Genomic DNA, 24,771 nt, shown 5'->3' with positions numbered 1-24,771 from the left:
TCGCGTCTCACAGGCAGACTTCACTCTCTACATTATCCTTCCGATAATGCGTAAGCGTTTAACGTTATCCAACGCACCTTAATCCTGACGTTCAGGTAGAGGGGGGCGTGGCCTTTCCCCGCCTTACTCTGCATTCTGGAGTAATGCATGACAGCAGTTAGCCAAAAAACAACGACCCCGTCTGCGAATTTTTCGCTGTTCCGCATCGCCTTTGCGGTTTTCCTGACCTATATGACGGTCGGCCTGCCGTTACCCGTCATCCCGCTTTTTGTTCATCACGAACTGGGCTATAGCAATACGATGGTTGGGATCGCCGTGGGCATTCAGTTTTTTGCGACGGTACTGACGCGCGGCTATGCCGGACGGCTGGCGGATCAATATGGCGCTAAACGATCGGCGTTACAGGGGATGTTTGCCTGCGGGCTGGCGGGCGCCGCCTGGCTCCTGGCCGCGCTGTTGCCGGTTTCCGCGCCGGTAAAATTCGCGCTGCTTATTGTCGGGCGTTTGATCCTCGGATTTGGCGAAAGCCAACTGCTGACCGGAACCCTGACCTGGGGACTGGGGCTGGTTGGCCCAACGCGTTCCGGTAAGGTGATGTCGTGGAACGGAATGGCGATTTACGGCGCGCTGGCGGCCGGTGCGCCGTTGGGCTTGCTGATCCATAGCCACTTTGGCTTCGCGGCGCTGGCGGGGACGACGATGGTTTTACCGCTGCTGGCCTGGGCATTCAACGGCACCGTGCGTAAAGTGCCTGCGTATACGGGGGAGCGACCTTCACTGTGGAGCGTGGTCGGGCTTATCTGGAAACCGGGCCTGGGCCTGGCATTGCAGGGCGTGGGCTTTGCCGTCATCGGTACGTTTATTTCACTTTATTTTGTCAGCAATGGCTGGACGATGGCGGGATTCACCCTGACCGCGTTTGGCGGTGCGTTTGTACTGATGCGCATATTGTTCGGTTGGATGCCGGACCGCTTTGGCGGCGTGAAGGTCGCCGTTGTCTCATTGCTGGTTGAGACGGCAGGGTTGCTGCTCTTGTGGCTGGCGCCGACGGCCTGGATAGCGCTGGTAGGCGCGGCGCTCACCGGGGCAGGGTGTTCACTGATTTTCCCGGCGCTGGGCGTGGAGGTTGTGAAACGCGTACCTGCACAGGTACGCGGTACGGCGCTCGGCGGCTACGCCGCGTTTCAGGATATCTCCTACGGCGTTACCGGCCCGCTGGCGGGCATGCTGGCCACGTCATGCGGCTATCCTTCCGTATTCCTCGCGGGAGCGATCTCCGCAGTGGTTGGCATCCTGGTGACGATATTATCGTTCCGGCGTGGTTAAGAAACCAGCCAGAAAAGCGCCAGTACAATTATTAGCGCGATAAACAACAGGCCTGGTCGCGCAGACAGATTTTTCACGGTTTCAATCATCGGCGCGAACGGACGGTAGATGGGTTGAATAGAGAGCGGTTCAAGCTCATCCGCCTCCCGCTCTACGCGACGCAGGAAAATATGGTTAAGTAAATCCTGCACCTGGGCGGTGGTCAGCACCGTTTGCGGCTGAATTTGATAAGTGTGTTGGGCATACTCTTTGATCGCTGTGAGCTCGTCCGGCTCAAGCGGTTGTTTTAACGCAGCCTGCAGCGTATGTAGCGTAGGCGCGTGTTGTAGTGACAGCGTCTGCCGCGCCTGTAGCCATGTCGCCAGATGGGTAAACTGCTTTGCCGGAATGAGCTCGCCGCTTTTCACGCCGGAGAGTTCCAGCATTGATTGCCAGATAAGTTTGTTTGACTCGCCGGTCGCGGCTGCCAGCTTCGTCACCAACTGATTCAACGTATTATGTTCAGCAGGCAATAATGGCCGATCCGTTGCCGGACGTTGCTGCGGCTGCGGAATGGAAAGCTGCCCCTGTTGCAGGAGCGTCAGCACGTTTTTGAGTTGATCGGGCGTAAGCTGGCTAAGCGCGGTTTGACCGTATTGCTGACGGATAAAATCGCTGACGGCCTGACGATTATTCCCGACGCCAAGCAGCTCTGTTAGCTGTGAAAGTACCTGACGATTGGCGTGATTTTGCTGCGCTACGCCCAGACGCTGGGTAAGATTCTGTTCAGCGGCGGGGAAGTGGCGCGACAGTAGCGGCGCGTCATTTTTTATCCCCAGATCGTGTTTCATTCCGGCCCATACTTCCGCGCTTTGCTGCTGGGTCAGTGAAATCAGGCGCGTGATCAGCCTTTCCAGTACCGTACGCTGTTGCATGGAAAGCGGCTGCTCGCTCGCAGCGGAAAGAGGATTACGCCCTTCGCCTGGAGGCTGTGCAGGGGCGCCGGAGATGGGATGCATAATTAATTATCCTTTAACCATAAATCTGAGCAATATATGCCTGGCGGCCAGATTATGGCACACTTGTCCGGTTAACTCTCGTTCTCAAACAGGTACGACAGTCGTGAAAATTCTCGTTGATGAAAATATGCCTTACGCCCGCGAATTATTTAGCCGCCTGGGTGAGGTAAAGGCAGTGCCGGGTCGCCCGATCCCCGTTGAAGAATTGAACCATGCCGATGCGTTAATGGTGCGTTCGGTCACGAAAGTGAATGAATCGCTGCTGAGCGGCACGCCGATTAACTTCGTTGGTACTGCTACGGCAGGCACCGATCATGTGGATGAGGCATGGCTGAAGCAGGCGGGCATCGGTTTTTCAGCCGCGCCCGGCTGTAATGCTATCGCCGTGGTGGAGTATGTGTTTTCCGCGCTGTTGATGCTGGCCGAACGTGACGGCTTTTCGTTACGCGATCGCACTATAGGGATTGTCGGCGTGGGTAACGTCGGAAGCCGGCTACAGACCAGGCTTGAAGCGTTGGGTATCCGCACGTTGCTGTGCGATCCGCCACGCGCCGCACGCGGGGACGAGGGTGATTTTCGTACGCTGGATGAGCTGGTGCAGGAAGCGGATGTCCTGACTTTCCATACGCCGCTCTATAAAGACGGACTGTACAAAACGCTGCATCTGGCCGATGAGACGCTGATCCGTCGACTGAAACCCGGCGCCATTCTCATTAACGCCTGCCGCGGTCCGGTGGTGGATAACGCCGCGTTGCTGGCGCGACTTAATGCCGGGCAGCCGCTGAGCGTGGTGCTTGATGTGTGGGAGGGCGAACCGGATCTTAACGTCGCGCTACTGGAAGCCGTGGATATCGGCACGTCGCATATTGCCGGCTATACGCTGGAAGGCAAAGCGCGCGGCACCACCCAGGTCTTTGAGGCGTATAGCGCGTTTATCGGTCGCGAGCAGCGTGTCGCGCTGGAGACATTACTGCCTGCGCCTGAGTTTGGTCGTATTACGCTTCACGGCCCGCTGGATCAACCGACGCTGAAAAGACTGGCGCATTTGGTGTATGATGTGCGCCGCGACGATGCGCCACTGCGTAAAGTCGCTGGAATTCCGGGTGAATTTGATAAATTGCGTAAAAATTATCTTGAGCGCCGTGAATGGTCGTCTTTATACGTGATGTGTGACGACGAAACGGCAGCCGCCTTGCTGTGTAAGCTAGGTTTTAACGCTGTTCATCACCCGGCACATTAATGTCTTCTTAATGCTCCCTGTCGAATAATGCGACAGGGACGCTTATGTATTTCTGGAGTAAATCACCATGTCTGAAGGCTGGAACATTGCCATTCTGGGCGCAACGGGCGCCGTAGGCGAAGCCCTGCTTGAAACACTGGCTGAACGCCAGTTCCCGGTCGGTGAAATTTATGCGTTGGCGCGTCATGAAAGCGCGGGCGAGCACCTCCGTTTTGGTGGCAAGTCGGTCATTGTCCAGGATGCGGCGGACTTTGACTGGACGCAGGCGCAGTTGGCGTTTTTCGTTGCCGGCGCAGAGGCATCGGCTGCCTGGATAGACGACGCGACCAATGCAGGTTGCCTGGTGATAGATTCCAGCGGTCTGTTCGCGCTGGAGCCTGATGTGCCGCTGGTCGTGCCGGAAGTTAACCCGTATGTACTGGCGGATTACCGTAACCGTAACGTGATTGCGGTCGCCGATAGTCTGACCAGTCAACTGCTGGCGGCGCTCAAGCCGTTAATCGATCAGGGGGGACTGTCGCGCATCGCCGTCACCAGTATGTTATCAGCGTCCGCACAGGGGAAAAAAGCGGTCGATGCGCTGGCTGGACAGAGTGCGAAGCTGCTTAACGGCATACCGATTGATGAAGATGATTTCTTTGGCCGCCAGTTAGCGTTCAATATGCTGCCGCTGCTGCCGGATCGTGAAGGCAGCGTGCGCCAGGAACGTCGTATCGTCGATGAAGTGCGTAAAATTTTGCAGGACGATGGCGTGATGATCTCCGCCAGTGTCGTGCAGTCGCCGGTGTTCTATGGCCATGCGCAGATGGTGAGCTTTGAAGCGCTCCGTCCGCTGGCGGCGGAAGAGGCGCGCGAGGCATTTTCCCGCGGTGAAGATATCGTACTGTCAGAAGAGACGGATTACCCGACGCAGGTGGGCGACGCTTCCGGCAATCCACAGCTTTCTATTGGCTGTGTGCATAATGATTACGGTATGCCGGAACAAATTCAGTTCTGGTCAGTGGCGGACAACGTGCGTTTCGGCGGCGCGCTGATGGCCGTTAAAATTGCGGAGAAGCTGGTGCAGGAGTATCTGTACTGATGTCCGGACAGCAATCATCGCCGGTCTATAAAATTGCGCTGGGTATTGAGTACGACGGCAGCAAGTATTATGGCTGGCAGCGTCAGAATGAAGTGCGCAGCGTGCAGGAAAAGCTGGAAAAAGCGCTCTCGCAGGTGGCAAATGAACCTATTAACGTGTTCTGCGCCGGGCGTACCGATGCCGGCGTTCACGGCACCGGGCAGGTTGTCCATTTCGAAACGACCGCATTGCGCAAAGATGCGGCATGGACGCTGGGGGTAAATGCGAATTTGCCTGGTGACATTGCCGTGCGCTGGGTGAAAACTGTACCGGATGATTTTCACGCGCGATTTAGCGCTACGGCTCGCCGTTATCGCTATATCATCTACAATCATCGACTGCGTCCTGCGGTGTTAGCAAAAGGCGTGACGCATTACTATGAGCCGCTGGATGCAGAGCGGATGCATCGCGCGGCGCAGTGTCTGCTTGGCGAAAATGATTTTACCTCGTTTCGCGCAGTGCAGTGCCAGTCGCGCACGCCGTGGCGTAATGTGATGCACATCAACGTTACCCGCCACGGCCCTTATGTGGTGGTCGATATCAAAGCGAATGCCTTTGTTCATCATATGGTCAGGAATATTGTCGGCAGCCTGCTGGAAGTAGGCGCTCACAACCAGCCGGAGAGCTGGATCGCAGAGCTGTTAGCGGCCAGGGACAGAACGCTGGCGGCGGCAACGGCGAAGGCGGAGGGGCTATATTTGGTTGCGGTGGATTACCCTGACCGGTTTGACCTTCCAAAACCGCCAATGGGCCCGCTATTTCTGGCGGACTAATCCGAATCGTACACCCGAAACGTGTCGGGTAGAAAGGCAAAGACAAATATGGACCTGATCTACTTTATTATTGATTTTATTCTGCACATCGATGTGCATCTGGCGGAGCTGGTCGCGGAGTACGGCGTCTGGGTGTACGCTATTTTGTTTTTGATTCTGTTTTGTGAAACCGGCCTGGTCGTCACGCCGTTCCTGCCGGGCGACTCGCTGCTGTTTGTCGCCGGGGCGCTGGCTTCGCTGGAAACCAACGATCTCAATGTGCATGTCATGGTGGCGTTAATGCTGATCGCCGCAATTGTCGGCGATGCGGTAAATTACACGATTGGTCGACTGTTCGGCGAAAAACTGTTCAGTAATCCGAATTCGAAAATTTTCCGCCGCAGTTATCTGGATAAAACCCACCAGTTTTATGAAAAACACGGCGGTAAAACTATCATTCTCGCTCGCTTCGTGCCGATCGTCAGAACCTTTGCGCCGTTTGTGGCAGGGATGGGGCACATGTCCTATCGGCATTTTGCCGCCTATAACGTCATCGGCGCGCTGCTGTGGGTACTGCTCTTTACCTACGCCGGTTATTTCTTCGGTACGATACCGTTGATTCAGGATAACCTTAAGCTGCTGATTGTGGGGATTATCGTGGTTTCGATATTACCTGGCGTCATTGAGATTGTCCGGCATAAGCGCGCTGCGTCGCGTGCCGCAAAATAGAAAGTAACTCAGCGGTTCGACCACTTTTTTATCCAAAGTTTCGGGCTGTTATGTTTTAATGTGCAACATTCATGGTCTGTTGGGGGCAAAAATGGCATTATGCGCCCCCTTATAATAAAGCTGACTAAGGTTCAGGCAGAAAGGTCACCAATGAGCTGGATTGAACGAATTAAAAGCAACATTACTCCCACCCGCAAGGCAAGCATTCCTGAAGGGGTGTGGACCAAGTGTGATAGCTGCGGTCAGGTTTTATACCGCGCTGAGCTGGAACGTAATCTTGAGGTCTGTCCTAAGTGTGACCATCATATGCGCATGTCGGCGCGCAATCGCCTGCATAGCCTGTTAGATGAAGGTTCCCTTGTGGAGTTGGGTAGCGAGCTGGAGCCAAAAGACGTGCTCAAGTTCCGCGACTCCAAAAAATATAAAGACAGACTGGCGTCCGCGCAGAAAGAAACCGGCGAGAAAGACGCGCTGGTGGTCATGAAAGGGACGCTTCACGGTATGCCGGTTGTCGCCGCCGCGTTTGAATTCGCGTTCATGGGCGGCTCAATGGGGTCTGTCGTTGGCGCACGCTTCGTTCGCGCCGTTGAACAGGCGCTGGAAGATAACTGTCCGTTAGTGTGTTTCTCTGCTTCCGGCGGCGCGCGTATGCAAGAAGCGTTGATGTCGCTGATGCAGATGGCGAAAACCTCTGCTGCGCTGGCGAAAATGCAGGAACGTGGTCTGCCCTACATTTCGGTATTGACCGATCCGACAATGGGCGGCGTTTCCGCCAGTTTTGCGATGCTGGGCGATCTCAACATCGCCGAGCCAAAAGCCCTGATTGGCTTCGCCGGCCCGCGCGTTATCGAACAAACCGTTCGTGAGAAGCTCCCGCCAGGATTCCAGCGCAGTGAGTTCCTGATCGAAAAAGGCGCTATTGATATGATAGTCCGCCGCCCGGAAATGCGCCTGAAGCTGGCGAGCATTCTGGCGAAGCTGATGAATCTGCCCGCGCCGAACCCGGACGCCCCGCGTGAAGGCGTGGTGGTGCCTCCGGCGCCGGATCAGGAGTCTGAGGCCTGATAACTGAAAAGGGCAGGGCCGCAGGCTCTGCCCTTTTGCTTTTCACCGTAAAGAAGCAGCGGAATCAATGAAAAACAAATCTATACCTCAAGCTGCGTCGCCCCTGGCCTCGTGGCTTTCTTATCTGGAAAACCTGCACAGCAAGAGTATCGATTTAGGCCTTGAGCGCGTAAGCCAGGTGGCAGCGCGTCTGGACATCCTCAAGCCTGCGCCGTTCGTTTTTACCGTTGCGGGAACCAACGGCAAAGGTACGACCTGTCGAACGCTGGAGTCGGTGTTAATCGCGGCGGGATACCGTGTGGGCGTCTATAGTTCGCCTCATCTGGTACGTTACACCGAGCGCGTGCGCGTGCAGGGGAAAGAATTAGCGGAATCCGCGCATACCGCGTCCTTTGCGGAAATAGAAGCGGCGTGCGGCGATATTTCATTGACCTATTTTGAATATGGTACGTTGTCGGCATTGTGGCTGTTTAAACAGGCTAACCTTGACGTGGTGATTCTGGAGGTCGGGTTGGGCGGGCGCCTGGACGCCACGAACATTGTGGATGCCGATGTAGCGGTAATTACCAGCATCGCGCTTGACCATACTGACTGGCTGGGGCCGGATCGCGAAAGTATCGGCCGCGAGAAGGCCGGGATTTTTCGTGCGGAAAAACCCGCTATCGTCGGCGAACCGGAAATGCCGGCAACCATCGCGGATGTCGCGCAGGAGACCGGCGCGCTGTTGCTGCGTCGCGGCGTTGACTGGCGTTATGAGGTGACAGCGACCCACTGGGCGTTTACCGATGGTGACGGCATGCTTGCCGGACTGCCGTTGCCGCAGGTTCCTCAGCCGAATGCCGCCACCGCTCTGGCCGCGCTGCGCGCCAGCAGGTTGAACATTGACGAGCAGGCGATTCGCGACGGTATTGCGCAGGCTACCTTGCCGGGACGTTTTCAAATCGTGAGTGAGTCGCCGCGCGTTATCTTTGATGTCGCCCATAATCCCCACGCGGCGGAATACCTGACGGGTCGTCTGAAAATGTTGCCGAAACGCGGGCGCGTGCTTGCGGTGATTGGTATGCTGCATGATAAAGATATCGCCGGCACGTTAGCCTGGTTGAAAAGCGTGGTTGACGACTGGTATTGTGCTCCGTTAGAGGGGCCGCGCGGCGCGACGGCGGAACAACTTCTGGAACATCTGGGGAAAGGGAATGTCTATGATAGCGTCGCGCAGGCATGGCAGGCCGCTATCGACGCGGCGCAGCCAGAAGATACCGTGCTGGTGTGCGGATCGTTCCACACCGTCGCACATGTTATGGAAGTGATAGACGCGGGGAGAATCGGTGGCGAGTAAGTTTCAGAATCGTTTAGTCGGCACGATTGTGTTAGTCGCGCTGGGGGTTATTGTGCTTCCCGGTCTGCTGGACGGACAGAAAAAGCATTATCAGGATGAATTTGCTGCGATTCCACTGGTACCGAAGCCTGGCGACCGCGATGAGCCGGATATGATGCCTGCCGCAACGCAGGCGCTGCCGACACAGCCGCCGGAAGGGGCGGCTGAAGAGGTGCGGGCGGGAGATGCGGCAGCGCCATCGCTGGACCCGTCGCGCATGGCGTCTAACAATGTCGAGCTTGATCCGATACCGGCGGAGACGCCTAAACCGAAGCCGGTTGAAAAGCCGAAGCCGCAGCCTAAACCGCAACAGCCGGTTGTCGCCGCTTCCACGCCGACGCCCGCGCCGCAACCAGTCGCCGACGATAAACCTGCGCCGACCGGCAAAGCCTATGTCGTACAGTTGGGCGCGCTGAAAAATGCGGATAAAGTCAACGAGATAGTCGGCAAGCTTCGTTCCGCCGGGTTCCGGGTTTATACTTCCCCCTCAACGCCGGTACAGGGTAAAATAACCCGTATTCTCGTCGGGCCGGATGCGTCGAAAGATAAGATGAAAGGATCGCTTGGCGAGCTCAAGCAGATTTCCGGGTTAAGCGGCGTGGTGATGGGATATAGCCCGAACTAAGGCGCGTTTTGCCTGAGCGCGCAGCGTTAAGGCCTACGGTGTTCACCTGGTAATAGCCGAAGTTCTGTAGGCTGGATAAGGGGTTTACGCCGTCATCCGGCAGAAGGAATAAACCTGGTATCCTGCGCTTATCAGGCCGATGGCAGCTCTTCTGGTTGTGCCCGAAGAGATAAAAAGTGTGATGGCGTTGAATATTTTTTCAGCGCCATTTTTATTTACGCGTGGGAAGGAAATCCCTACGCAAACGTTTTCTTTTTCTGTTAGAATGCGCCCCGAACAGGACGACAGGGCGTAAAATCGTGGGACATCTATGGTCTGGATTGATTACGCCATTATCGCGGTGATTGCTTTTTCCTGTCTGGTTAGCCTGATCCGCGGCTTTGTTCGTGAAGCGTTATCGCTGGTGACGTGGGGTTGTGCTTTCTTTGTCGCCAGTCACTACTACACTTACCTGTCTGTCTGGTTTACGGGCTTTGAAGACGAACTGGTTCGTAATGGGATTGCTATCGCGGTACTGTTTATCGCGACGCTTATCGTCGGCGCTATCGTGAATTTTGTGATAGGTCAGCTAGTAGAAAAGACCGGCCTGTCGGGAACTGACCGGGTGTTGGGGATCTGTTTCGGCGCACTGCGAGGCGCGCTGATTGTCGCCGCCATTCTGTTCTTCCTTGATACTTTCACCGGCTTGTCGAAAAGCGAAGACTGGAGCAAATCGCAGCTCATCCCGCAGTTCAGCTTCATCATCAGATGGTTCTTTGACTATCTGCAAAGCTCGTCGAGTTTCTTGCCCAGGACGTAACAGGTTCTGAGATGTGGCTTAACGAGGAAAATGACGTATGTGCGGTATTGTCGGTATCGCCGGTGTTATGCCGGTCAACCAGTCGATTTATGACGCGTTAACAGTGCTCCAGCATCGTGGTCAGGATGCTGCCGGTATCATCACCATTGATGCGAATAACTGCTTCCGCTTGCGTAAGGCAAACGGGCTGGTGAACGATATTTTTGAAGCTCGCCACATGCAGCGTTTGCAGGGCAACATGGGGATCGGCCATGTGCGCTACCCTACCGCAGGCAGCTCCAGCGCTTCGGAAGCGCAACCTTTTTACGTTAACTCGCCGTATGGCATCACGTTGGCCCATAATGGCAACCTGACTAACGCGCACGAGCTACGTAAAAAGCTGTTTGAAGAAAAGCGCCGTCATATCAACACCACCTCCGATTCCGAAATCCTGCTCAATATTTTCGCCAGCGAGCTCGACAACTTCCGTCACTATCCGCTGGAAGCCGACAATATTTTTGCCGCGATTGCCGCGACTAACCGTCAAATCCGCGGCGCCTATGCCTGCGTGGCGATGATTATCGGCCACGGCATGGTGGCTTTTCGCGATCCGCACGGCATTCGCCCGTTAGTGCTGGGCAAGCGTGACGTTGGCGATGGTCGTACGGAGTATATGGTCGCTTCTGAAAGCGTGGCGCTGGATACGCTGGGCTTTGAATTCCTGCGCGATGTCGCGCCGGGCGAAGCTATCTATATTACCGAAAAGGGGCAACTGTTCACGCGCCAGTGCGCGGATAACCCGGTCAGTAATCCCTGCCTGTTCGAGTACGTTTATTTTGCTCGCCCGGACTCCTTTATCGACAAAATCTCCGTCTACAGCGCTCGTGTGAATATGGGCACCAAACTTGGCGAAAAAATCGCTCGTGAATGGGAAGATCTGGACATCGACGTCGTGATCCCTATCCCGGAAACCTCCTGCGATATCGCACTGGAAATTGCCCGTATTCTCGGCAAGCCGTACCGCCAGGGATTTGTCAAAAATCGTTACGTGGGACGTACCTTTATCATGCCGGGCCAACAGCTACGCCGTAAATCCGTGCGCCGTAAGCTCAATGCTAATCGCGCGGAATTCCGCGATAAGAACGTCCTGCTGGTGGATGATTCCATCGTGCGTGGCACCACATCAGAGCAGATCATCGAGATGGCCCGGGAAGCCGGCGCGAAGAAGGTTTATCTGGCGTCCGCCGCGCCGGAAATTCGTTTCCCCAACGTCTATGGCATTGATATGCCGACCGCCAATGAGCTGATCGCGCATGGTCGCGAGGTGGATGAGATTCGGCAGATTATCGGCGCAGACGGGCTTATCTTCCAGGATCTGAACGATCTGATCGAAGCCGTACGCGCGGAAAACCCGGATATCCAGCAGTTTGAATGTTCGGTATTTAACGGGGTATATGTCACCAAAGACGTAGACCAGCAATACCTCGACTTCCTGGATTCATTACGTAATGACGACGCCAAAGCGGTGCTGTTCCAGAACGAAATGGAAAACCTGGAAATGCATAACGAAGGCTAATGGCTTTGCCAGCGGCGCGATGCCGCTGGCCGATGTCAATTACGTACCACGCCGAAGCGAATAGCGTATTTTTGTACTTTGTACTGTAACGTGGTGCGCGATACGTTAAGGCTGCGGGCCGCGGCGGCAATATTCCCCTGATGCGTATCCAGCGCGGTTTCTATTAAATGCCTTTCGTAGTTGGCAACCCGTACCTCCAGCGACCCTTCATACTGCGGATCGGGTGACGAGGGAAGGGGATTTTCCGGCGCGGTTTCCGGTACGCCTAAATTTAACTCGTCCTGTTCAAAAATGATGTGTTTCAGCAGCCCGTCTTTTTCCTGCATGATCATACTGCGTACAATCGCGTTTTCCAGCATCCTGACATTACCCGGCCAGGCGTGATTGAGCAGATCAGCACGTGCCGTCTCGCTTAATCCGTGAATATCCTGCGGCACGTCATTACGGTATTTATCAATAAAATAATTCGCCAGTAAGGGAATATCTTCCGGGCGGGCGCGCAGCGGCGGTAACGTCAACATTCCGACGCTCAACCGATAAAAAAGATCTGCTCGCAGACGTTCTTGTTGAATTAATTTGACGGGCGCTTCGTTCATGGCGGCAACGATCCTGACATCAGAGTGGAGTTGCTGTTGTCCGCCGAGCCGCCAGAAGGTTTTATCCTGCAAGAATCGCAGCAGCTTACTTTGCATCTCTATCGGCATGGCGTTCAGCTCATCAAGAAAGAGCGTTCCCCCGTTTGCCAGTTCCAGATAGCCCTGGCTATTTTCCGCGCCGGTATAGGCGCCGCGCACGGTGCCGAAAAGCGTACTTTCGATAAGCGTAGGCGGTAGGGCGCCGCAGTTCAGGGCGATGAAGGGTTTATTCGCCCGCTTGCTGCATTGATGTATCAGGCGGGAAAATAACTCCTTACCCGTTCCCGTCTCCCCGACAATCGTCACCGGAATATTACTGGCGGCCAGCCGTTTGGCTTTGGCGATATTACTGAGCATTTCCGGGTTTTCGGTAATAATGGCATGGTGCTTCTCATGGTGATCGGCATACAGCAGTTGGTTCAGTTCTACCACCTGCTCCTGGAGCCGCCTGACGCCGGACATATTCCTGCCGATTTCGATAACGCCGACCATGCCGCCATCGCTTGCATAGAGCGGCGCGGTGGTGTGCTGATAGTCAACGGCCTGGCCTCGCGCATTGTAATAAATTTGATAATGGCCAATGTATTCCACGCCTTTTTTTAACGATGAAAGCATCGTACTTTGCGTCTCTTTCATGCCCGGATAGACATCGAGCATATGTTTTCCCATTGCCCGTTCAATGCTGTAGCCGTCCAGATCCGCGCTTTCCTGATTGTAGTAAACGTATTCACCACGCTCATTAATGACGGCCAACGGCTGATGAATCAAATCGAAAAAGCGGGAAAACATCCTGAGCGCCGAGGCCAGTTCCTGATTGGTGGATGCCATACATGCATTCCTCATATCTATTGTTCATATTGCCATTATAAAAGTGACGAATTTTCGTCGTTGTGATGAATAACAAACTCAATGACGAAAATGAGAAAAAGCTTATTTTTATAAGCAATTGATTATTATGATAAAAAATAGTTGCATGCCTTTTGCTTTATCCCTGTAAAGAATGCGGATTTTTACCATAAACATTAAGCAGAGGGCGTTATGACTGACTCGATTATGCAGAATTACAACCAGCTACGTGAGCAGGTAATCAACGGCGATCGCCGTTTCCAGCACAAAGACGGTCATTTGTGTTTTGAAGGGGTCGATCTGGACGCTCTGGCGCGCCAGTACCCCACGCCGTTCTATGTGTTTTCTGAGCCGGAGATTATTCGTAACATTCATGAAATCCAGCAGGCATTTGCGGCGCATAAAAATACCAAAACCTTCTTTGCGTCAAAAACCTGCTCGGTCATGGGGGTGTTGAAAGCCATTCGTGACGCCGGAATTTGCGCGGAGGCAAACTCACAATATGAGGTTCGCAAGTGTCTGGAGATAGGCTTTCGCGGCGATCAGATCGTCTTCAACGGCGTGGTGAAAAAGCCTGCCGATCTGGAATATGCCATCGCTAACGATCTGTATCTTATTAATGTTGATAGCCTGTATGAGCTGGAACATATTGATGCCATCTCTCGCAAGCTGAAGAAAGTCGCCAATGTTTGCGTCCGCGTAGAGCCGAATGTTCCCTCGGCGACGCATGCGGAACTGGTTACCGCTTTCCATGCGAAGTCGGGTCTCGACCTGGAACAGGCGGAAGAAACCTGCCGCCGCATTCTGGCGATGCCTTATGTGCATTTGCGCGGCTTGCATATGCATGTGGGTGATCAGGTGCCGGAGTCAGAGCCTTTCGCAAAAGCGACTAAAGTGCTGGTGGATGAATCCCGTCGCCTGGAAGAGGTGCTCGGTATTAAATTTGATTTGATCAACGTGGGCGGCGGAATTCCGGTTCCCTATAAATATGACGATGAGAATGGCGACCCGTTAAAAGATAATATGTATGCCGGTATTACCGCCCAGGATTTTGCCGATGCGGTCATTCGCGAAGTGCATAAATGGCGTACCGATGTGGAAATATGTATTGAACCTGGACGTAAAGTGACCGGGTCGGCGGCGGTGTTACTGACGGAAGTCTCCTGCGAAAAACGTAAAACAAATTACGATCTTAACGGCAATGTGGAATGCCACGTTGAATGGAAATTTGTCGACGCCGGTTACAGCGTACTCTCTGACAGCCAGCATTTTGACTGGTTCTTTTATGTCTATAACGCCTCTCGCATGACGGCAGCGCACGACGCCTGGATAAAATTAGCCGGGCCGCTGTGTGATGGCGGAGATTATTTCCACATGGGAGTGAAAGGCGAAGAGTTTTTACTGCCGAAGGAGACTCATGTTGGCGATATTGTCGCATTTCTTGATGCCGGGGCATACACCATTGAAAGTCAAACCGTTTATAACAACCGTCCGCGCACGGGCGTGGTGATGATCGATAAAAATGGTGAGACGCGTCTGATTCGTCGGGAAGACAGTTACGAAGATATGGTCAAGTACGACATTTATTAATACTGTTTTGGGCTTCAGTTTCATGCTGAAGCCCGTCGTCAGATGATAAGAAGAGGGCAGTGATGCCTGAATGCATAACAGGAGATGGCCATGAGTAACACGAATTCTGGCTTACTTGGCATCAAAGACATTGTCTTTATGAATGTCATCGCTATTCTGAGTTTGCGGCAAATCCCTAACGTGGCGCCTTACGGGGCATCGGCCATGTTGTTATGGGTGATCGCCGCATTCTGCTTGTTTTTTCCTTTAGCGATGGTATGCGGCGAGCTGTCAACCGGCTGGCCGAAAGATGGCGGGATATTTGTCTGGATTAAAGAGGCATTTGGTAAACGTATTGCATGGATTGTCGTGGTTTGTTTTCTCTTTTCCTGCGTACTGTTTTTCCCATTAATGCTGCAATTCGGCTTTACCGCGTTGGGCTATATGATCGGCGGCGGCCTGGCGGAAAATAAAGCATTTATCGGTATTGGTTCCGCGGTAATTTTCTGGCTATTAACGCTGATGAATATCCGCGGGATGGAATGGACAAAAATTATTAATAGCATCAGCGCCTGGTGCGGCGTATTTATTCCCTCCGCCATCCTCATTTTACTGGCGGTGGTATGGCTATGTACCGGACACCAGATGCAGACGGACTACACTACAGCGAAAAACTGGATTCCGGATCTCGGACACTGGGATACGATCGTTTTCTTATCCAGCATGATGTTTGCGTTTGCCGGACTGGAGGTCGCCCCGATGATTGCCGGGCGTACCCGTAATCCACAGCGTGATTTTCCGCGAGCGATGGCCGTCTCCGCCGCCGTTATCGTTGGGATCTATATGGTCGGCACCTGGGCGCTAAACACGCTTTTACCCGCCGGGAAAACCGACATTGTGGCAGGCGTCATGCAGGCTATGCATGCTGCTGCGGATACGCTGCATATGCCGTGGTTAATTCCTGTTATGGCCATCTGTATGTTTTTTGGCGCTCTCGGGCAGATTAACTCCTGGCTGGTGGGGCCGATTTATATGCTCCAGGAAGCCTCGCGTGAAGATAATCTGCTGGGGGACCGAATCGGCAAATTACATCCGGTGTGGAAAACGCCCGCCTTTGCCTTGACTGTACAGGCGATTATTGTCACGGTCCTGTGTTTTTCGACTTTTATTTCGCCAAGCGTTGCGGCGGCTTACTGGATGTTAACGGCGCTAACGACCATCACCTATTTTATTCCTTACCTGGTGATGTTCCCGGCGTTCTGGCGTTTACGTAAGACTCAGCCGGATACGCCAAGAAGTTTTAAAATTCCGGGCAAGGTTTTACCGGCTATTTTACCCGCGCTGGGCTTTCTTTCTATCGCCTTTGCCGTTGCGCTGTTATTTATTCCGCCTTCTCAAATTGATATGGGCGGATATTTCCAGTACGCCGGGAAAATTATTGGCGGAGCCGTGCTGGCGGTTGTCGTCGCGGAGTACATTTACCATCGGGCGCAGAAACGTAATGCCCGTTTAAGCATGGCGGGAGGAAAATAAAATGTATATGCCAGTTCTGGAAATCAATCTACGCAAGCTGGAAGAAAACGCCCGCACGGAAAAAGCTCTGCTGGCAAGCAGCGGTATTGACGTGATGGCTGTCAATAAAGTTTTTGACGGCTGCGTGGAAACTGCACAGGCGGTGTTCAACGGCGGAATTACCGTTATTGCTGAATCACGAACCTATAATTTGAAAAAAATACGCGAGACAGGATGTACGACTTGCCTGTTACGCAGCCCGTGTCTGAGTGAAATCGAAGATGTGGTGCGCTACGCGGATATTAGTTTAAATAGCGAGCCGGTGGTATTACGGGCATTATCGCAAGAAGCCCAACGCCAGGGGAAAACGCATCAGGTATTACTGATGGTGGATATGGGCGATTTACGCGAGGGTATCTGGTTTGGTGAATATCAACGCATTCTTGAGACCGTGACTCTGATTACTGGTCTGCCCGGTCTGGAATTATATGGACTGGGCACCAACTTTAATTGTTACGGCACCGTGTTGCCAACGGTAAAAAATGGCGAGGATTTTCTGGCGCTGGCCGCCCGGCTGGAAGCCGACAGCGGTATTCCTGTCCGGCGGCTTTCTGCGGGAAACTGCACCAGCTATCACCTGCTGGATAAAGGTATCTGGCCGCAGGGACTGAATCATCTGCGCATCGGCGGACTGCATGAATTCGGCATTGAATATGTGGACATGAAATACCTGAATGAATTTCACCACTCCGCAAAACCGGTCGATAAAGCCTGTTCCGATATGTATATCCTGGAAGCGGAAATCATCGAACTGAACAGTAAACCTACCGTCCCGGTCGGGGAGCTGGGCGTCGATGCCTTTTTGCAAAGTAAAACCTTTGTCGATCGTGGCATACGCCGACGCGCATTGCTGGCGTTTGGTCGCCAGGATGTGCCGTCGGATAACTGTGTGCCATGCGACGACGCTATCACTATCTTAGGACAAACCAGCGATCATACGCTGGTGGATATTGAAGATTGTCGTCAGTCGCTAAAAGTAGGCGATGTGGTTCGCTTTGAGCTGGATTATACGGGCCTGTTAATGGCCTGCCAGACCAAAGGCGTCGCCTGGAGGTTTACGCGTTAACGCATAACCGCCGCGGCTATGTCGCGGCGGCATCTTTGACCTCACGAAAGACAGGGAGTAACGATGGATACCCTGCAACAACCACCGCCAGCAGAGCCCGAAGGCGGTCTGCGGCGTAACCTGAAGAAGCGGCATCTGCTAATGATGTCGTTGGGCGGCACGATTGGCACCGGCTTATTTATCGGCATTGCCGAACCGTTAAGCAGCGTCGGGCCGGCGGGAACCTTACTGGCCTATCTGTTTGCCGGAAGCATTATGCTGGCGACGATGATGTGTCTTGGCGAATTATCATGCGCCTTTCCTCACTCCGGTTCATTTCAACATTACGCGCTGATGTTCATGCCGTCACCTTGCTGGAGCTATACCATTGGCTGGCTTTACTGGTTTAGCTGGGTCTTTTCCCTGGCAGCCGACCTCACTGCCGCAGGGTTTATTGCTCACCAGTTTTTCCCCGCGGTTCCGGTATATATGTTCTGCCTGGCGATTCTGCTCATCCTGACGGCCATCAATCTTACCTCCGCAAAAAGTTTTGGCGAATGCGAATACTGGCTTTCGGCCATTAAGGTCTTCGCGATCGTGCTGTTTATTTGCGCGGGCGGGGTTATGATCTACTCGCTAATGGGCCATAGTGACTGGCACCCGACGTTAAAAACAGACGGAATGTGGTTTCCCCACGGTTGGGAGCAAATTGTGGTCTGTATGACGATCGTGATTTACTCCTTCCAGGGGGTGGAACTGGTAGGAAATGCGGCAGGGGAGACCGAATCGCCGCACATTATTTTACCGAAAGTGATCCTGGGGATCGGTCTCAGAATCATTTTGTTTTACGGCCTGGCGATTGCGGTGCTGGCGCTGGTCTATCCGCATGAACTGACGCCAAATGGACAAAGTCCCTTTGTATGGGTATTCTCCCACGCGGGCATTCCGGGGGCGGATACGCTGATGACGCTGGTGATCTTTTCCGCCGCGGTTTCTGCCGCTAACTCGGCTATTTACGCCAGTTCGCGTATGCTGTGGTCTATGGCGGGCGATCGCTTTGCGCCAGCCTGCTTTGGTAAAACGAACGGCGGCGGCGTGCCGGTGTATGCTATTTTAATCACGGCCTTGTTGGCGTTGGTGTCGTTGCTGACCCGCTATATTCCCGCACAGCAATTTTATTTATATCTGATCGCCAGTACCGGGCAGGTGGGTTGCCTGGCATGGATAACCATCGGATGGTGCCAGTATCGTTTCCGACAATCGGTGCGTAATGGAACGTACGCCAGCGATTTGCTACGCTATCGATCGCCGCTTTTCCCCTGGACGGCCCGATTTGTCATTATCACCAATTTTGCCATTATGGTCGGCACCTGGTTTAGTGAGCAAGGGGTAGTGATAATGTTGGTTGAGCTGGCTTTTATGATAGGGATTCTTTTGTCATGGTATCTCTTCAGACCCACTTTGAGCCGATTACGTAACACAGTGGGATGAACGGCGCTCGTAAACGGTAAGAGAACATGAAACGACTCATTGTAGGAATTAGCGGCGCCAGCGGAGCGATTTATGGCGTGCGCTTATTACAAATTTTGCGCGATGTCGATAGCGTGGAAACGCATCTGGTGATGAGCCAGGCGGCCCGGCAAACGCTGGCGCTGGAGACCCATTTTTCGCTGCGCGAGGTGCAGGCGCTGGCCGATGTGACGCACGATGCGCGCGACATTGCCGCCAGCATTTCCTCGGGCTCTTACCCGACGGCGGGAATGGTTATCTTGCCCTGTTCGATTAAAACGCTGTCGGGGATTGTCCACAGTTATACTGACGGACTGCTTACCCGCGCGGCGGATGTGATATTAAAAGAGCGGCGACCTCTGGTGCTGTGTGTGCGCGAAACGCCGCTGCATATCGGGCATTTGCGTTTAATGACCCAGGCCGCTGAGATAGGCGCGGTGATTATGCCGCCGGTTCCGGCTTTTTATCATCTTCCTCAGACGTTAGATGATATTATAAATCAAACGGTTAACCGAGTTTTGGATCAGTTTGATATCCCCCTTCCGCACGATCTTTTTGTTCGCTGGCAGGGCGCATAGCGTTGTCTGTTTAGCGTGCATTATTGTCCCTGTTGCCCTGTTTCAGGGCAATTTTGTAACCGCGATCATATCCTCAACATTTAATTCGTTAAAAGCCGCCGAAACGCTGCGGTTCAACCGTCATACCTGCTATCTTCAACATCAGGACAATATTGCAACGTTTTATTAACAAATTTAACGTCGAATCGTTTTGCTGACGTGAAAATGGCATAAGACCTGCATGAAAAAGTCTGCAAACACACAACACCACGTAAAACATAAGAAAATGACGCCACTTGAGGGGTATGTATGAAGAAGACCGTTCTCGCTTTGTCTTTGCTGATAGGTCTGGGCGCGACGGCGGCCAGTTACGCCGCGCTCCCGCAAACGGTTCGTATTGGAACAGATACCACCTACGCGCCTTTCTCATCAAAAGATGCCAAAGGCGAGTTTATTGGCTTTGATATCGATCTCGGTAATGAAATGTGTAAGCGTATGCAGGTGAAATGTACCTGGGTCGCCAGCGACTTTGATGCGCTTATTCCCTCACTAAAAGCGAAAAAAATTGATGCCATTATTTCATCGCTCTCTATCACCGATAAACGCCAGCAAGAAATTGCGTTTTCCGACAAACTTTACGCGGCGGATTCACGCCTGATTGCGGCAAAAGGGTCTCCCATTCAGCCGACGCTGGAATCGCTGAAAGGCAAGCATGTCGGCGTGCTGCAAGGGTCCACGCAAGAGGCTTACGCCAATGATAACTGGCGCACTAAAGGCGTGGATGTGGTGGCTTATGCTAACCAGGATCTTATCTATTCCGATTTAACCGCCGGTCGTCTGGATGCCGCATTGCAGGATGAAGTCGCCGCCAGCGAAGGTTTCCTGAAGCAGCCAGCGGGCAAAGAGTATGCGTTTGCCGGTCCTTCCGTGAAGGATAAAAAATATTTTGGCGACGGGACGGGGGTTGGGCTGCGTAAAGACGATACCGAGCTAAAAGCCGCGTTTGATAAAGCGCTGACCGAACTGCGCCAGGACGGAACTTACGACAAAATGGCCAAAAAGTACTTCGATTTTAATGTTTACGGCGATTGAGGGAAGGGGATAACGCGCCGCGCTGGGGAACTATCACGGTGCAAAATAGATGTTTTGCACCTTTTTGGTGCATAAGCCGTTGCGGAACAGGCGCATAAATGCATACTTAATCGATTTTTATGCAAAATAAACCGGCTGACAAGGTAGAATGCTTTGCCTTGTCGGCCTGATTAATGGCACGATAGTCGCATCGGATCTGTAAAGATCTCCTGGAAAGACAGTCTGTTGAGGATAGTTATGAAAAAACTGGCGTTATCCCTTTCTCTGGTGCTGGCATTTTCCAGCGCTACCGCAGCATTTGCCGCTATTCCACAAAAGATTCGTATCGGTACCGATCCTACATACGCACCGTTTGAATCCAAAAATGCACAAGGTGAATTGGTCGGCTTTGATATCGATCTGGCCAAAGAGCTGTGCAAACGTATCAACACACAGTGTACGTTCGTGGAAAACCCGCTGGATGCGCTGATTCCGTCTTTAAAAGCGAAGAAAATTGATGCCATCATGTCCTCGCTGTCCATCACTGAAAAGCGCCAGCAGGAAATCGCGTTTACCGACAAGCTTTACGCCGCTGATTCCCGTCTGGTGGTGGCGAAGAACTCTGATATTCAGCCGACCGTCGCGTCGCTGAAAGGCAAGCGCGTCGGCGTGCTACAGGGGACGACGCAGGAGACCTTCGGCAATGAGCATTGGGCGCCGAAAGGGATTGAGATCGTCTCTTACCAGGGGCAGGACAACATTTATTCCGATCTGACGGCGGGTCGTATTGATGCAGCGTTCCAGGACGAGGTCGCGGCCAGCGAAGGTTTCCTTAAACAGCCCGTCGGAAAAGACTATAAATTCGGCGGCCCGGCGGTGAAAGATGAGAAGTTATTCGGCGTAGGAACCGGTATGGGGCTGCGCAAAGAGGATAACGAGCTGCGCGAAGCGCTGAACAAAGCCTTTGCTGAAATGCGTGCTGACGGTACTTACGAAAAGCTGGCGAAAAAGTACTTTGATTTTGATGTTTATGGCGGTTAATCACCGTCGGTGCAGATAAAGCCCAAAGAATGTTGACTGTCTGCATTGCCTGATGGCGCTGCGCTTGTCAGGCCTACGGAGCATCGTAGGCCTGACAAGGCATAGCCGCCATCCGGCGTGATGTGAGGCAAAAATGCAAAAGAGGCTTCTTACTTCACCACACACAACAGGACAGGCTGCATGTTGTACGGGTTTTCAGGCGTAATTTTACAGGGCGCGATCGTCACGCTGGAACTGGCGCTCAGTTCCGTGGTGCTGGCCGTGCTTATCGGTCTTGTCGGCGCGGGGGCGAAGCTTTCGCAAAACCGGGTTACGGGGCTTATTTTTGAAGGATACACCACCCTGATTCGCGGGGTGCCGGATCTGGTCTTAATGCTGCTGATATTTTACGGATTGCAAATCGCGCTTAACGTGGTGACCGATTCGCTGGGTATCGACCAGATAGATATTGATCCGATGGTGGCCGGTATTATCACCCTTGGTTTCATCTACGGCGCCTATTTTACCGAAACCTTTCGCGGCGCGTTTATGGCGGTGCCGAAAGGCCATATCGAGGCGGCGACGGCCTTTGGTTTTACCCACGGGCAAACCTTCCGGCGGATTATGTTCCCGGCGATGATGCGTTACGCCCTGCCGGGGATCGGCAATAACTGGCAGGTGATACTCAAAGCGACGGCGCTGGTGTCGCTGCTGGGCCTGGAAGATGTCGTCAAAGCCACGCAGCTTGCCGGTAAAAGCACCTGGGAGCCTTTCTATTTTGCCGTGGTCTGTGGACTTATCTACCTGGTATTTACCACCGTTTCCAATGGTGTGCTGCTCTTACTTGAGCGTCGCTATTCCGTGGGCGTGAAGAGGGCCGATTTGTGATTGAGATCATTCAGGAGTACTGGAAATCCCTGCTGTGGACGGATGGCTATCGTTTTACCGGCGTGGCGATTACGCTGTGGCTGTTAATTTCATCGGTGGTGATGGGCGGTCTTCTGGCGGTGATTCTGGCGGTAGGTCGCGTTTCCAGTAATAAATTCATCCGTTTTCCCATCTGGCTGTTTACGTATATTTTTCGCGGCACGCCGCTGTACGTACAGCTACTGGTGTTCTATTCGGGGATGTATACGCTGGAGATAGTCAAAGGCACCGATCTTCTTAACGCGTTTTTCCGCAGCGGACTGAACTGTACCGTACTGGCGCTGACGCTGAATACCTGCGCGTACACCACGGAAATTTTCGCCGGGGCGATTCGCTCGGTGCCGCACGGTGAAATTGAAGCGGCACGGGCCTATGGCTTCTCGTCATTTAAAATGTATCGCTGCATTATTTTGCCGTCGGCATTACGCATCGCCTTGCCTGCCTACAGCAACGAAGTGATTTTAATGCTGCACTCTACGGCGCTGGCGTTTACCGCGACGGTGCCGGATTTGTTGAAAATCGCCCGCGATATTAACTCAGCGACTTACCAGCCGTTTACCGCGTTTGGCATTGCCGCCGTGTTGTATTTACTCATTTCGTATGTCCTGATAAGCCTGTTCCGTCGGGCGGAAAGACGCTGGTTGCAGCACGTGTCCTCTAAATAATTCGAGTAACATGATGTCAGAAAATAAATTACACGTTATCGATTTGCACAAACGCTACGGCGGTCATGAAGTGCTGAAAGGGGTATCGCTGCAGGCCCGCGCCGGAGATGTGATTAGCATCATCGGCTCGTCCGGCTCCGGTAAAAGCACTTTTTTGCGCTGTATTAACTTCCTCGAAAAACCGAGCGAAGGCGCGATTATCGTGAACGGTCAGAACATTAATCTGGTGCGCGACAAAGACGGGCAGCTCAAAGTGGCGGATAAAAATCAGCTACGCTTGTTGCGTACCCGCCTGACGATGGTGTTTCAGCACTTTAACCTCTGGAGCCACATGACGGTGCTGGAAAATGTGATGGAAGCGCCGATTCAGGTACTGGGATTAAGCAAGCACGACGCGCGCGAGCGGGCGTTGAAATATCTGGCGAAGGTGGGGATTGATGAGCGCGCTCAGGGCAAATATCCCGTCCATCTCTCCGGCGGCCAACAGCAGCGCGTTTCTATTGCGCGCGCGCTGGCGATGGAACCTGACGTTTTACTGTTCGATGAACCCACATCGGCGCTCGATCCTGAACTGGTCGGCGAAGTGTTGCGCATCATGCAACAACTGGCGGAAGAAGGCAAAACGATGGTGGTGGTCACGCATGAAATGGGCTTCGCTCGCCATGTCTCTTCGCACGTTATTTTTCTGCATCAGGGGAAAATTGAAGAAGAGGGCGATCCGGAGCAGGTGTTCGGCAATCCACAAAGCCCGCGTTTACAGCAATTCCTGAAAGGCTCGCTGAAATAAAAGAAGCCCGGCGGCGCATCGCTTACCGGGCAGGATACGGCGCTTTAGGAACTAGCGAATCACATCCGCCAGCGCCTCTTCTAAATCATACCAGCGAAATGCGAATCCGGCGGCTTCAAGCCGTTTTGGCAGCGCCCGCTGTCCGCCCAGCACCAGCACTGACGACTCTCCCATTAATAAGCGAATTGCCGTCGCCGGAATGCGAATAATCGCCGGGCGGCGCAGCGCGCGACCCAGCGCATGAGCAAAATGCTCATTATGGACGGGATACGGCGAGACCATATTGAAGGGACCGCGAAGATCGTTATCCAGCAGCCACAGGATGCCGTTGACCATATCGTCAATGTGAATCCAGGCCAGATATTGCCGACCATTACCCACCGGACCGCCGAGTCCGAGGCGAAACGGCGGAACCATTTTCCCCAGAATCCCGCCTTGCGGCGCCAGGACAACGCCGGTACGCAGCAGGCAGACGCGGGTCTGGTCGCTCTGCGCACGACAGGCAATCTGTTCCCAGCGGGCGCAAAGTTTATGCGTAAATTCGTTGTGCGGCGGCTCATCTTCAGTGACGACAACGTCGCCCAGATCGCCGTAATAGCCCGTGGCGGAGCCGGATATCAACACCGAGGGCGGCGTAGCGCTGGCATGAATTAAATCCACCAACTTTTGCGTGATAGCCCAGCGGCTTTGGCACAACCGTTCTTTTTGTTGTGACGTCCAGCGCTTGTCGGCAATCGGTTCGCCCGCCAGATTGATGATGGCATCAATCTCATTGAGGTGCTCACGTTCCGCCAGCCCTTTCCATAATGTCACTCTGGAATCGAGAATCTGACGCGCGTTATCGGGATTGCGCGTAACGACCGTCACCTTGTGCCCCAGTGTTAACAGCCGGGGAATGAGATGACGCCCTATCAGGCCCGTACCGCCGGTAATCAGAATCTGCATATGACCTCCAGAGTAGGGAGGATTTCCTCTTCCCTAATG

Annotated in this window: 23 protein-coding genes; 20 read left to right on the top strand and 3 right to left on the bottom strand. The window is 53.5% G+C overall.

Going from position 1 to position 24,771, the window contains the following annotated elements; translation table 11 throughout:
• Positions 1–147: 147 nt before the first annotated feature.
• Positions 148–1,326, top strand: coding sequence for an MFS transporter (locus EOS97_RS01480; RefSeq protein ID WP_000127728.1), 1,179 nt, complete (start codon positions 148–150; stop codon positions 1,324–1,326).
• Here EOS97_RS01480 and flk read toward each other — a convergent pair.
• The gene (flk, locus tag EOS97_RS01475) at positions 1,323–2,324 is read right to left on the bottom strand and encodes a flagella biosynthesis regulator Flk (RefSeq protein WP_000553395.1); all 1,002 of its coding nucleotides are present in this window, start codon (positions 2,322–2,324) and stop codon (positions 1,323–1,325) included. The two genes, EOS97_RS01480 and flk, sit on opposite strands and share 4 nt — an antisense overlap.
• Before the next feature lie 103 nt (positions 2,325–2,427).
• On the opposite strand from flk, the gene pdxB reads away from it, so the two are divergent.
• The 9 genes from pdxB to purF all read left to right on the top strand — a co-directional run bounded on the left by pdxB (position 2,428) and on the right by purF (position 11,584).
• A complete protein-coding gene (gene pdxB / locus EOS97_RS01470; RefSeq protein ID WP_000699173.1) occupies positions 2,428–3,564 on the top strand; it encodes a 4-phosphoerythronate dehydrogenase PdxB in 1,137 nt (378 codons plus the stop codon).
• Positions 3,565–3,631: 67 nt separating this feature from the next.
• Complete coding sequence (locus tag EOS97_RS01465; protein ID WP_001289141.1) at positions 3,632–4,645, top strand: aspartate-semialdehyde dehydrogenase; 1,014 nt, start codon at positions 3,632–3,634, stop codon at positions 4,643–4,645.
• Complete coding sequence (truA, locus tag EOS97_RS01460; RefSeq protein WP_000016631.1) at positions 4,645–5,457, top strand: tRNA pseudouridine(38-40) synthase TruA; 813 nt, start codon at positions 4,645–4,647, stop codon at positions 5,455–5,457. The genes EOS97_RS01465 and truA overlap by 1 nt, the downstream gene beginning before the upstream one ends.
• Before the next feature lie 48 nt (positions 5,458–5,505).
• The gene (locus tag EOS97_RS01455) at positions 5,506–6,165 is read left to right on the top strand and encodes a DedA family protein (RefSeq protein ID WP_000364318.1); all 660 of its coding nucleotides are present in this window, start codon (positions 5,506–5,508) and stop codon (positions 6,163–6,165) included.
• A gap of 150 nt (positions 6,166–6,315) precedes the next feature.
• Positions 6,316–7,230 (top strand): acetyl-CoA carboxylase, carboxyltransferase subunit beta, encoded by a 915-nt coding sequence (gene accD, locus EOS97_RS01450; protein WP_000118383.1) that lies wholly within the window; start codon positions 6,316–6,318, stop codon positions 7,228–7,230.
• A 67-nt stretch (positions 7,231–7,297) separates the two neighbouring features.
• Complete coding sequence (gene folC / locus EOS97_RS01445) at positions 7,298–8,566, top strand: bifunctional tetrahydrofolate synthase/dihydrofolate synthase (protein WP_080229785.1); 1,269 nt, start codon at positions 7,298–7,300, stop codon at positions 8,564–8,566.
• Positions 8,556–9,230, top strand: coding sequence for a cell division protein DedD (gene dedD, locus EOS97_RS01440; RefSeq protein WP_000157031.1), 675 nt, complete (start codon positions 8,556–8,558; stop codon positions 9,228–9,230). Before folC ends, dedD begins: the two co-directional genes overlap by 11 nt.
• Before the next feature lie 310 nt (positions 9,231–9,540).
• Positions 9,541–10,029: a colicin V production protein gene (gene cvpA / locus EOS97_RS01435; RefSeq protein WP_000262102.1), complete on the top strand. Its 489-nt coding sequence runs from the start codon at positions 9,541–9,543 to the stop codon at positions 10,027–10,029.
• A 37-nt stretch (positions 10,030–10,066) separates the two neighbouring features.
• Complete coding sequence (gene purF, locus EOS97_RS01430; RefSeq protein ID WP_000334205.1) at positions 10,067–11,584, top strand: amidophosphoribosyltransferase; 1,518 nt, start codon at positions 10,067–10,069, stop codon at positions 11,582–11,584.
• Between the two features lie 35 nt (positions 11,585–11,619).
• Here purF and EOS97_RS01425 read toward each other — a convergent pair whose 3' ends face one another.
• Complete coding sequence (locus tag EOS97_RS01425) at positions 11,620–13,047, bottom strand: sigma-54-dependent Fis family transcriptional regulator (protein ID WP_000168925.1); 1,428 nt, start codon at positions 13,045–13,047, stop codon at positions 11,620–11,622.
• A gap of 210 nt (positions 13,048–13,257) precedes the next feature.
• Here EOS97_RS01425 and EOS97_RS01420 point away from each other — a divergent pair, with 210 nt between their 5' ends.
• The 10 genes from EOS97_RS01420 (at position 13,258) to hisP (ending at position 23,787) form a co-directional block, all read left to right on the top strand.
• Positions 13,258–14,655: an alanine racemase gene (locus tag EOS97_RS01420; RefSeq protein WP_000132306.1), complete on the top strand. Its 1,398-nt coding sequence runs from the start codon at positions 13,258–13,260 to the stop codon at positions 14,653–14,655.
• A 90-nt stretch (positions 14,656–14,745) separates the two neighbouring features.
• Positions 14,746–16,167, top strand: a complete 1,422-nt coding sequence (locus EOS97_RS01415; protein ID WP_000072512.1) for an APC family permease — start codon at positions 14,746–14,748, stop codon at positions 16,165–16,167.
• A gap of 1 nt (position 16,168) precedes the next feature.
• Positions 16,169–17,272, top strand: a complete 1,104-nt coding sequence (locus EOS97_RS01410; RefSeq protein WP_000281907.1) for an alanine/ornithine racemase family PLP-dependent enzyme — start codon at positions 16,169–16,171, stop codon at positions 17,270–17,272.
• 63 nt (positions 17,273–17,335) lie between these two features.
• Positions 17,336–18,742, top strand: a complete 1,407-nt coding sequence (locus tag EOS97_RS01405) for an amino acid permease (RefSeq protein WP_000380346.1) — start codon at positions 17,336–17,338, stop codon at positions 18,740–18,742.
• A 26-nt stretch (positions 18,743–18,768) separates the two neighbouring features.
• Positions 18,769–19,338, top strand: coding sequence for a UbiX family flavin prenyltransferase (locus tag EOS97_RS01400; RefSeq protein WP_000825680.1), 570 nt, complete (start codon positions 18,769–18,771; stop codon positions 19,336–19,338).
• Positions 19,339–19,626: 288 nt separating this feature from the next.
• Positions 19,627–20,409: a lysine/arginine/ornithine ABC transporter substrate-binding protein ArgT gene (gene argT / locus EOS97_RS01390; RefSeq protein ID WP_000754423.1), complete on the top strand. Its 783-nt coding sequence runs from the start codon at positions 19,627–19,629 to the stop codon at positions 20,407–20,409.
• A gap of 237 nt (positions 20,410–20,646) precedes the next feature.
• The gene (hisJ, locus tag EOS97_RS01385; RefSeq protein WP_000731868.1) at positions 20,647–21,429 is read left to right on the top strand and encodes a histidine ABC transporter substrate-binding protein HisJ; all 783 of its coding nucleotides are present in this window, start codon (positions 20,647–20,649) and stop codon (positions 21,427–21,429) included.
• Positions 21,430–21,609: 180 nt separating this feature from the next.
• Positions 21,610–22,296, top strand: a complete 687-nt coding sequence (locus tag EOS97_RS01380; protein WP_000965498.1) for a histidine ABC transporter permease HisQ — start codon at positions 21,610–21,612, stop codon at positions 22,294–22,296.
• Positions 22,293–23,000 (top strand): histidine ABC transporter permease HisM, encoded by a 708-nt coding sequence (hisM, locus tag EOS97_RS01375; RefSeq protein WP_000569771.1) that lies wholly within the window; start codon positions 22,293–22,295, stop codon positions 22,998–23,000. The genes EOS97_RS01380 and hisM overlap by 4 nt, the downstream gene beginning before the upstream one ends.
• Positions 23,001–23,013: 13 nt before the next feature.
• Positions 23,014–23,787 carry a histidine ABC transporter ATP-binding protein HisP gene (hisP, locus tag EOS97_RS01370; protein WP_001293591.1) on the top strand — a complete coding sequence of 258 codons (774 nt, stop codon included), beginning with the start codon at positions 23,014–23,016 and terminating at the stop codon, positions 23,785–23,787.
• A 51-nt stretch (positions 23,788–23,838) separates the two neighbouring features.
• On the opposite strand, the gene EOS97_RS01365 is transcribed toward hisP, so the two are convergent.
• Positions 23,839–24,732 carry a TIGR01777 family oxidoreductase gene (locus EOS97_RS01365; protein ID WP_001166266.1) on the bottom strand — a complete coding sequence of 298 codons (894 nt, stop codon included), beginning with the start codon at positions 24,730–24,732 and terminating at the stop codon, positions 23,839–23,841.
• Positions 24,733–24,771: the final 39 nt, after the last annotated feature.

Origin of the sequence: Salmonella sp. SSDFZ54, from assembly GCF_004010735.1 — a bacterium.
Lineage (GTDB): Bacteria > Pseudomonadota > Gammaproteobacteria > Enterobacterales > Enterobacteriaceae > Salmonella > Salmonella enterica.
This window is presented reverse-complemented; position numbering and strand designations above follow the sequence as displayed.

Bases quoted from the DNA above. Each gene is read 5' to 3' on its own strand.
- flk (WP_000553395.1), bottom strand. From the start codon at position 2,324: ATGCATCCCATCTCCGGCGCCCCTGCACAGCCTCCAGGCGAAGGGCGT.
- truA (WP_000016631.1), top strand. From the start codon at position 4,645: ATGTCCGGACAGCAATCATCGCCGGTCTATAAAATTGCGCTGGGTATT.
- purF (WP_000334205.1), top strand. From the start codon at position 10,067: ATGTGCGGTATTGTCGGTATCGCCGGTGTTATGCCGGTCAACCAGTCG.
- EOS97_RS01380 (WP_000965498.1), top strand. From the start codon at position 21,610: ATGTTGTACGGGTTTTCAGGCGTAATTTTACAGGGCGCGATCGTCACG.
- EOS97_RS01400 (WP_000825680.1), top strand. From the start codon at position 18,769: ATGAAACGACTCATTGTAGGAATTAGCGGCGCCAGCGGAGCGATTTAT.
- hisP (WP_001293591.1), top strand. From the start codon at position 23,014: ATGTCAGAAAATAAATTACACGTTATCGATTTGCACAAACGCTACGGC.
- EOS97_RS01410 (WP_000281907.1), top strand. From the start codon at position 16,169: ATGTATATGCCAGTTCTGGAAATCAATCTACGCAAGCTGGAAGAAAAC.
- EOS97_RS01480 (WP_000127728.1), top strand. From the start codon at position 148: ATGACAGCAGTTAGCCAAAAAACAACGACCCCGTCTGCGAATTTTTCG.
- hisJ (WP_000731868.1), top strand. From the start codon at position 20,647: ATGAAAAAACTGGCGTTATCCCTTTCTCTGGTGCTGGCATTTTCCAGC.
- EOS97_RS01365 (WP_001166266.1), bottom strand. From the start codon at position 24,732: ATGCAGATTCTGATTACCGGCGGTACGGGCCTGATAGGGCGTCATCTC.
- folC (WP_080229785.1), top strand. From the start codon at position 7,298: ATGAAAAACAAATCTATACCTCAAGCTGCGTCGCCCCTGGCCTCGTGG.
- EOS97_RS01425 (WP_000168925.1), bottom strand. From the start codon at position 13,047: ATGGCATCCACCAATCAGGAACTGGCCTCGGCGCTCAGGATGTTTTCC.
- EOS97_RS01405 (WP_000380346.1), top strand. From the start codon at position 17,336: ATGGATACCCTGCAACAACCACCGCCAGCAGAGCCCGAAGGCGGTCTG.
- EOS97_RS01420 (WP_000132306.1), top strand. From the start codon at position 13,258: ATGACTGACTCGATTATGCAGAATTACAACCAGCTACGTGAGCAGGTA.
- cvpA (WP_000262102.1), top strand. From the start codon at position 9,541: ATGGTCTGGATTGATTACGCCATTATCGCGGTGATTGCTTTTTCCTGT.
- EOS97_RS01455 (WP_000364318.1), top strand. From the start codon at position 5,506: ATGGACCTGATCTACTTTATTATTGATTTTATTCTGCACATCGATGTG.
- EOS97_RS01465 (WP_001289141.1), top strand. From the start codon at position 3,632: ATGTCTGAAGGCTGGAACATTGCCATTCTGGGCGCAACGGGCGCCGTA.
- argT (WP_000754423.1), top strand. From the start codon at position 19,627: ATGAAGAAGACCGTTCTCGCTTTGTCTTTGCTGATAGGTCTGGGCGCG.
- accD (WP_000118383.1), top strand. From the start codon at position 6,316: ATGAGCTGGATTGAACGAATTAAAAGCAACATTACTCCCACCCGCAAG.
- EOS97_RS01415 (WP_000072512.1), top strand. From the start codon at position 14,746: ATGAGTAACACGAATTCTGGCTTACTTGGCATCAAAGACATTGTCTTT.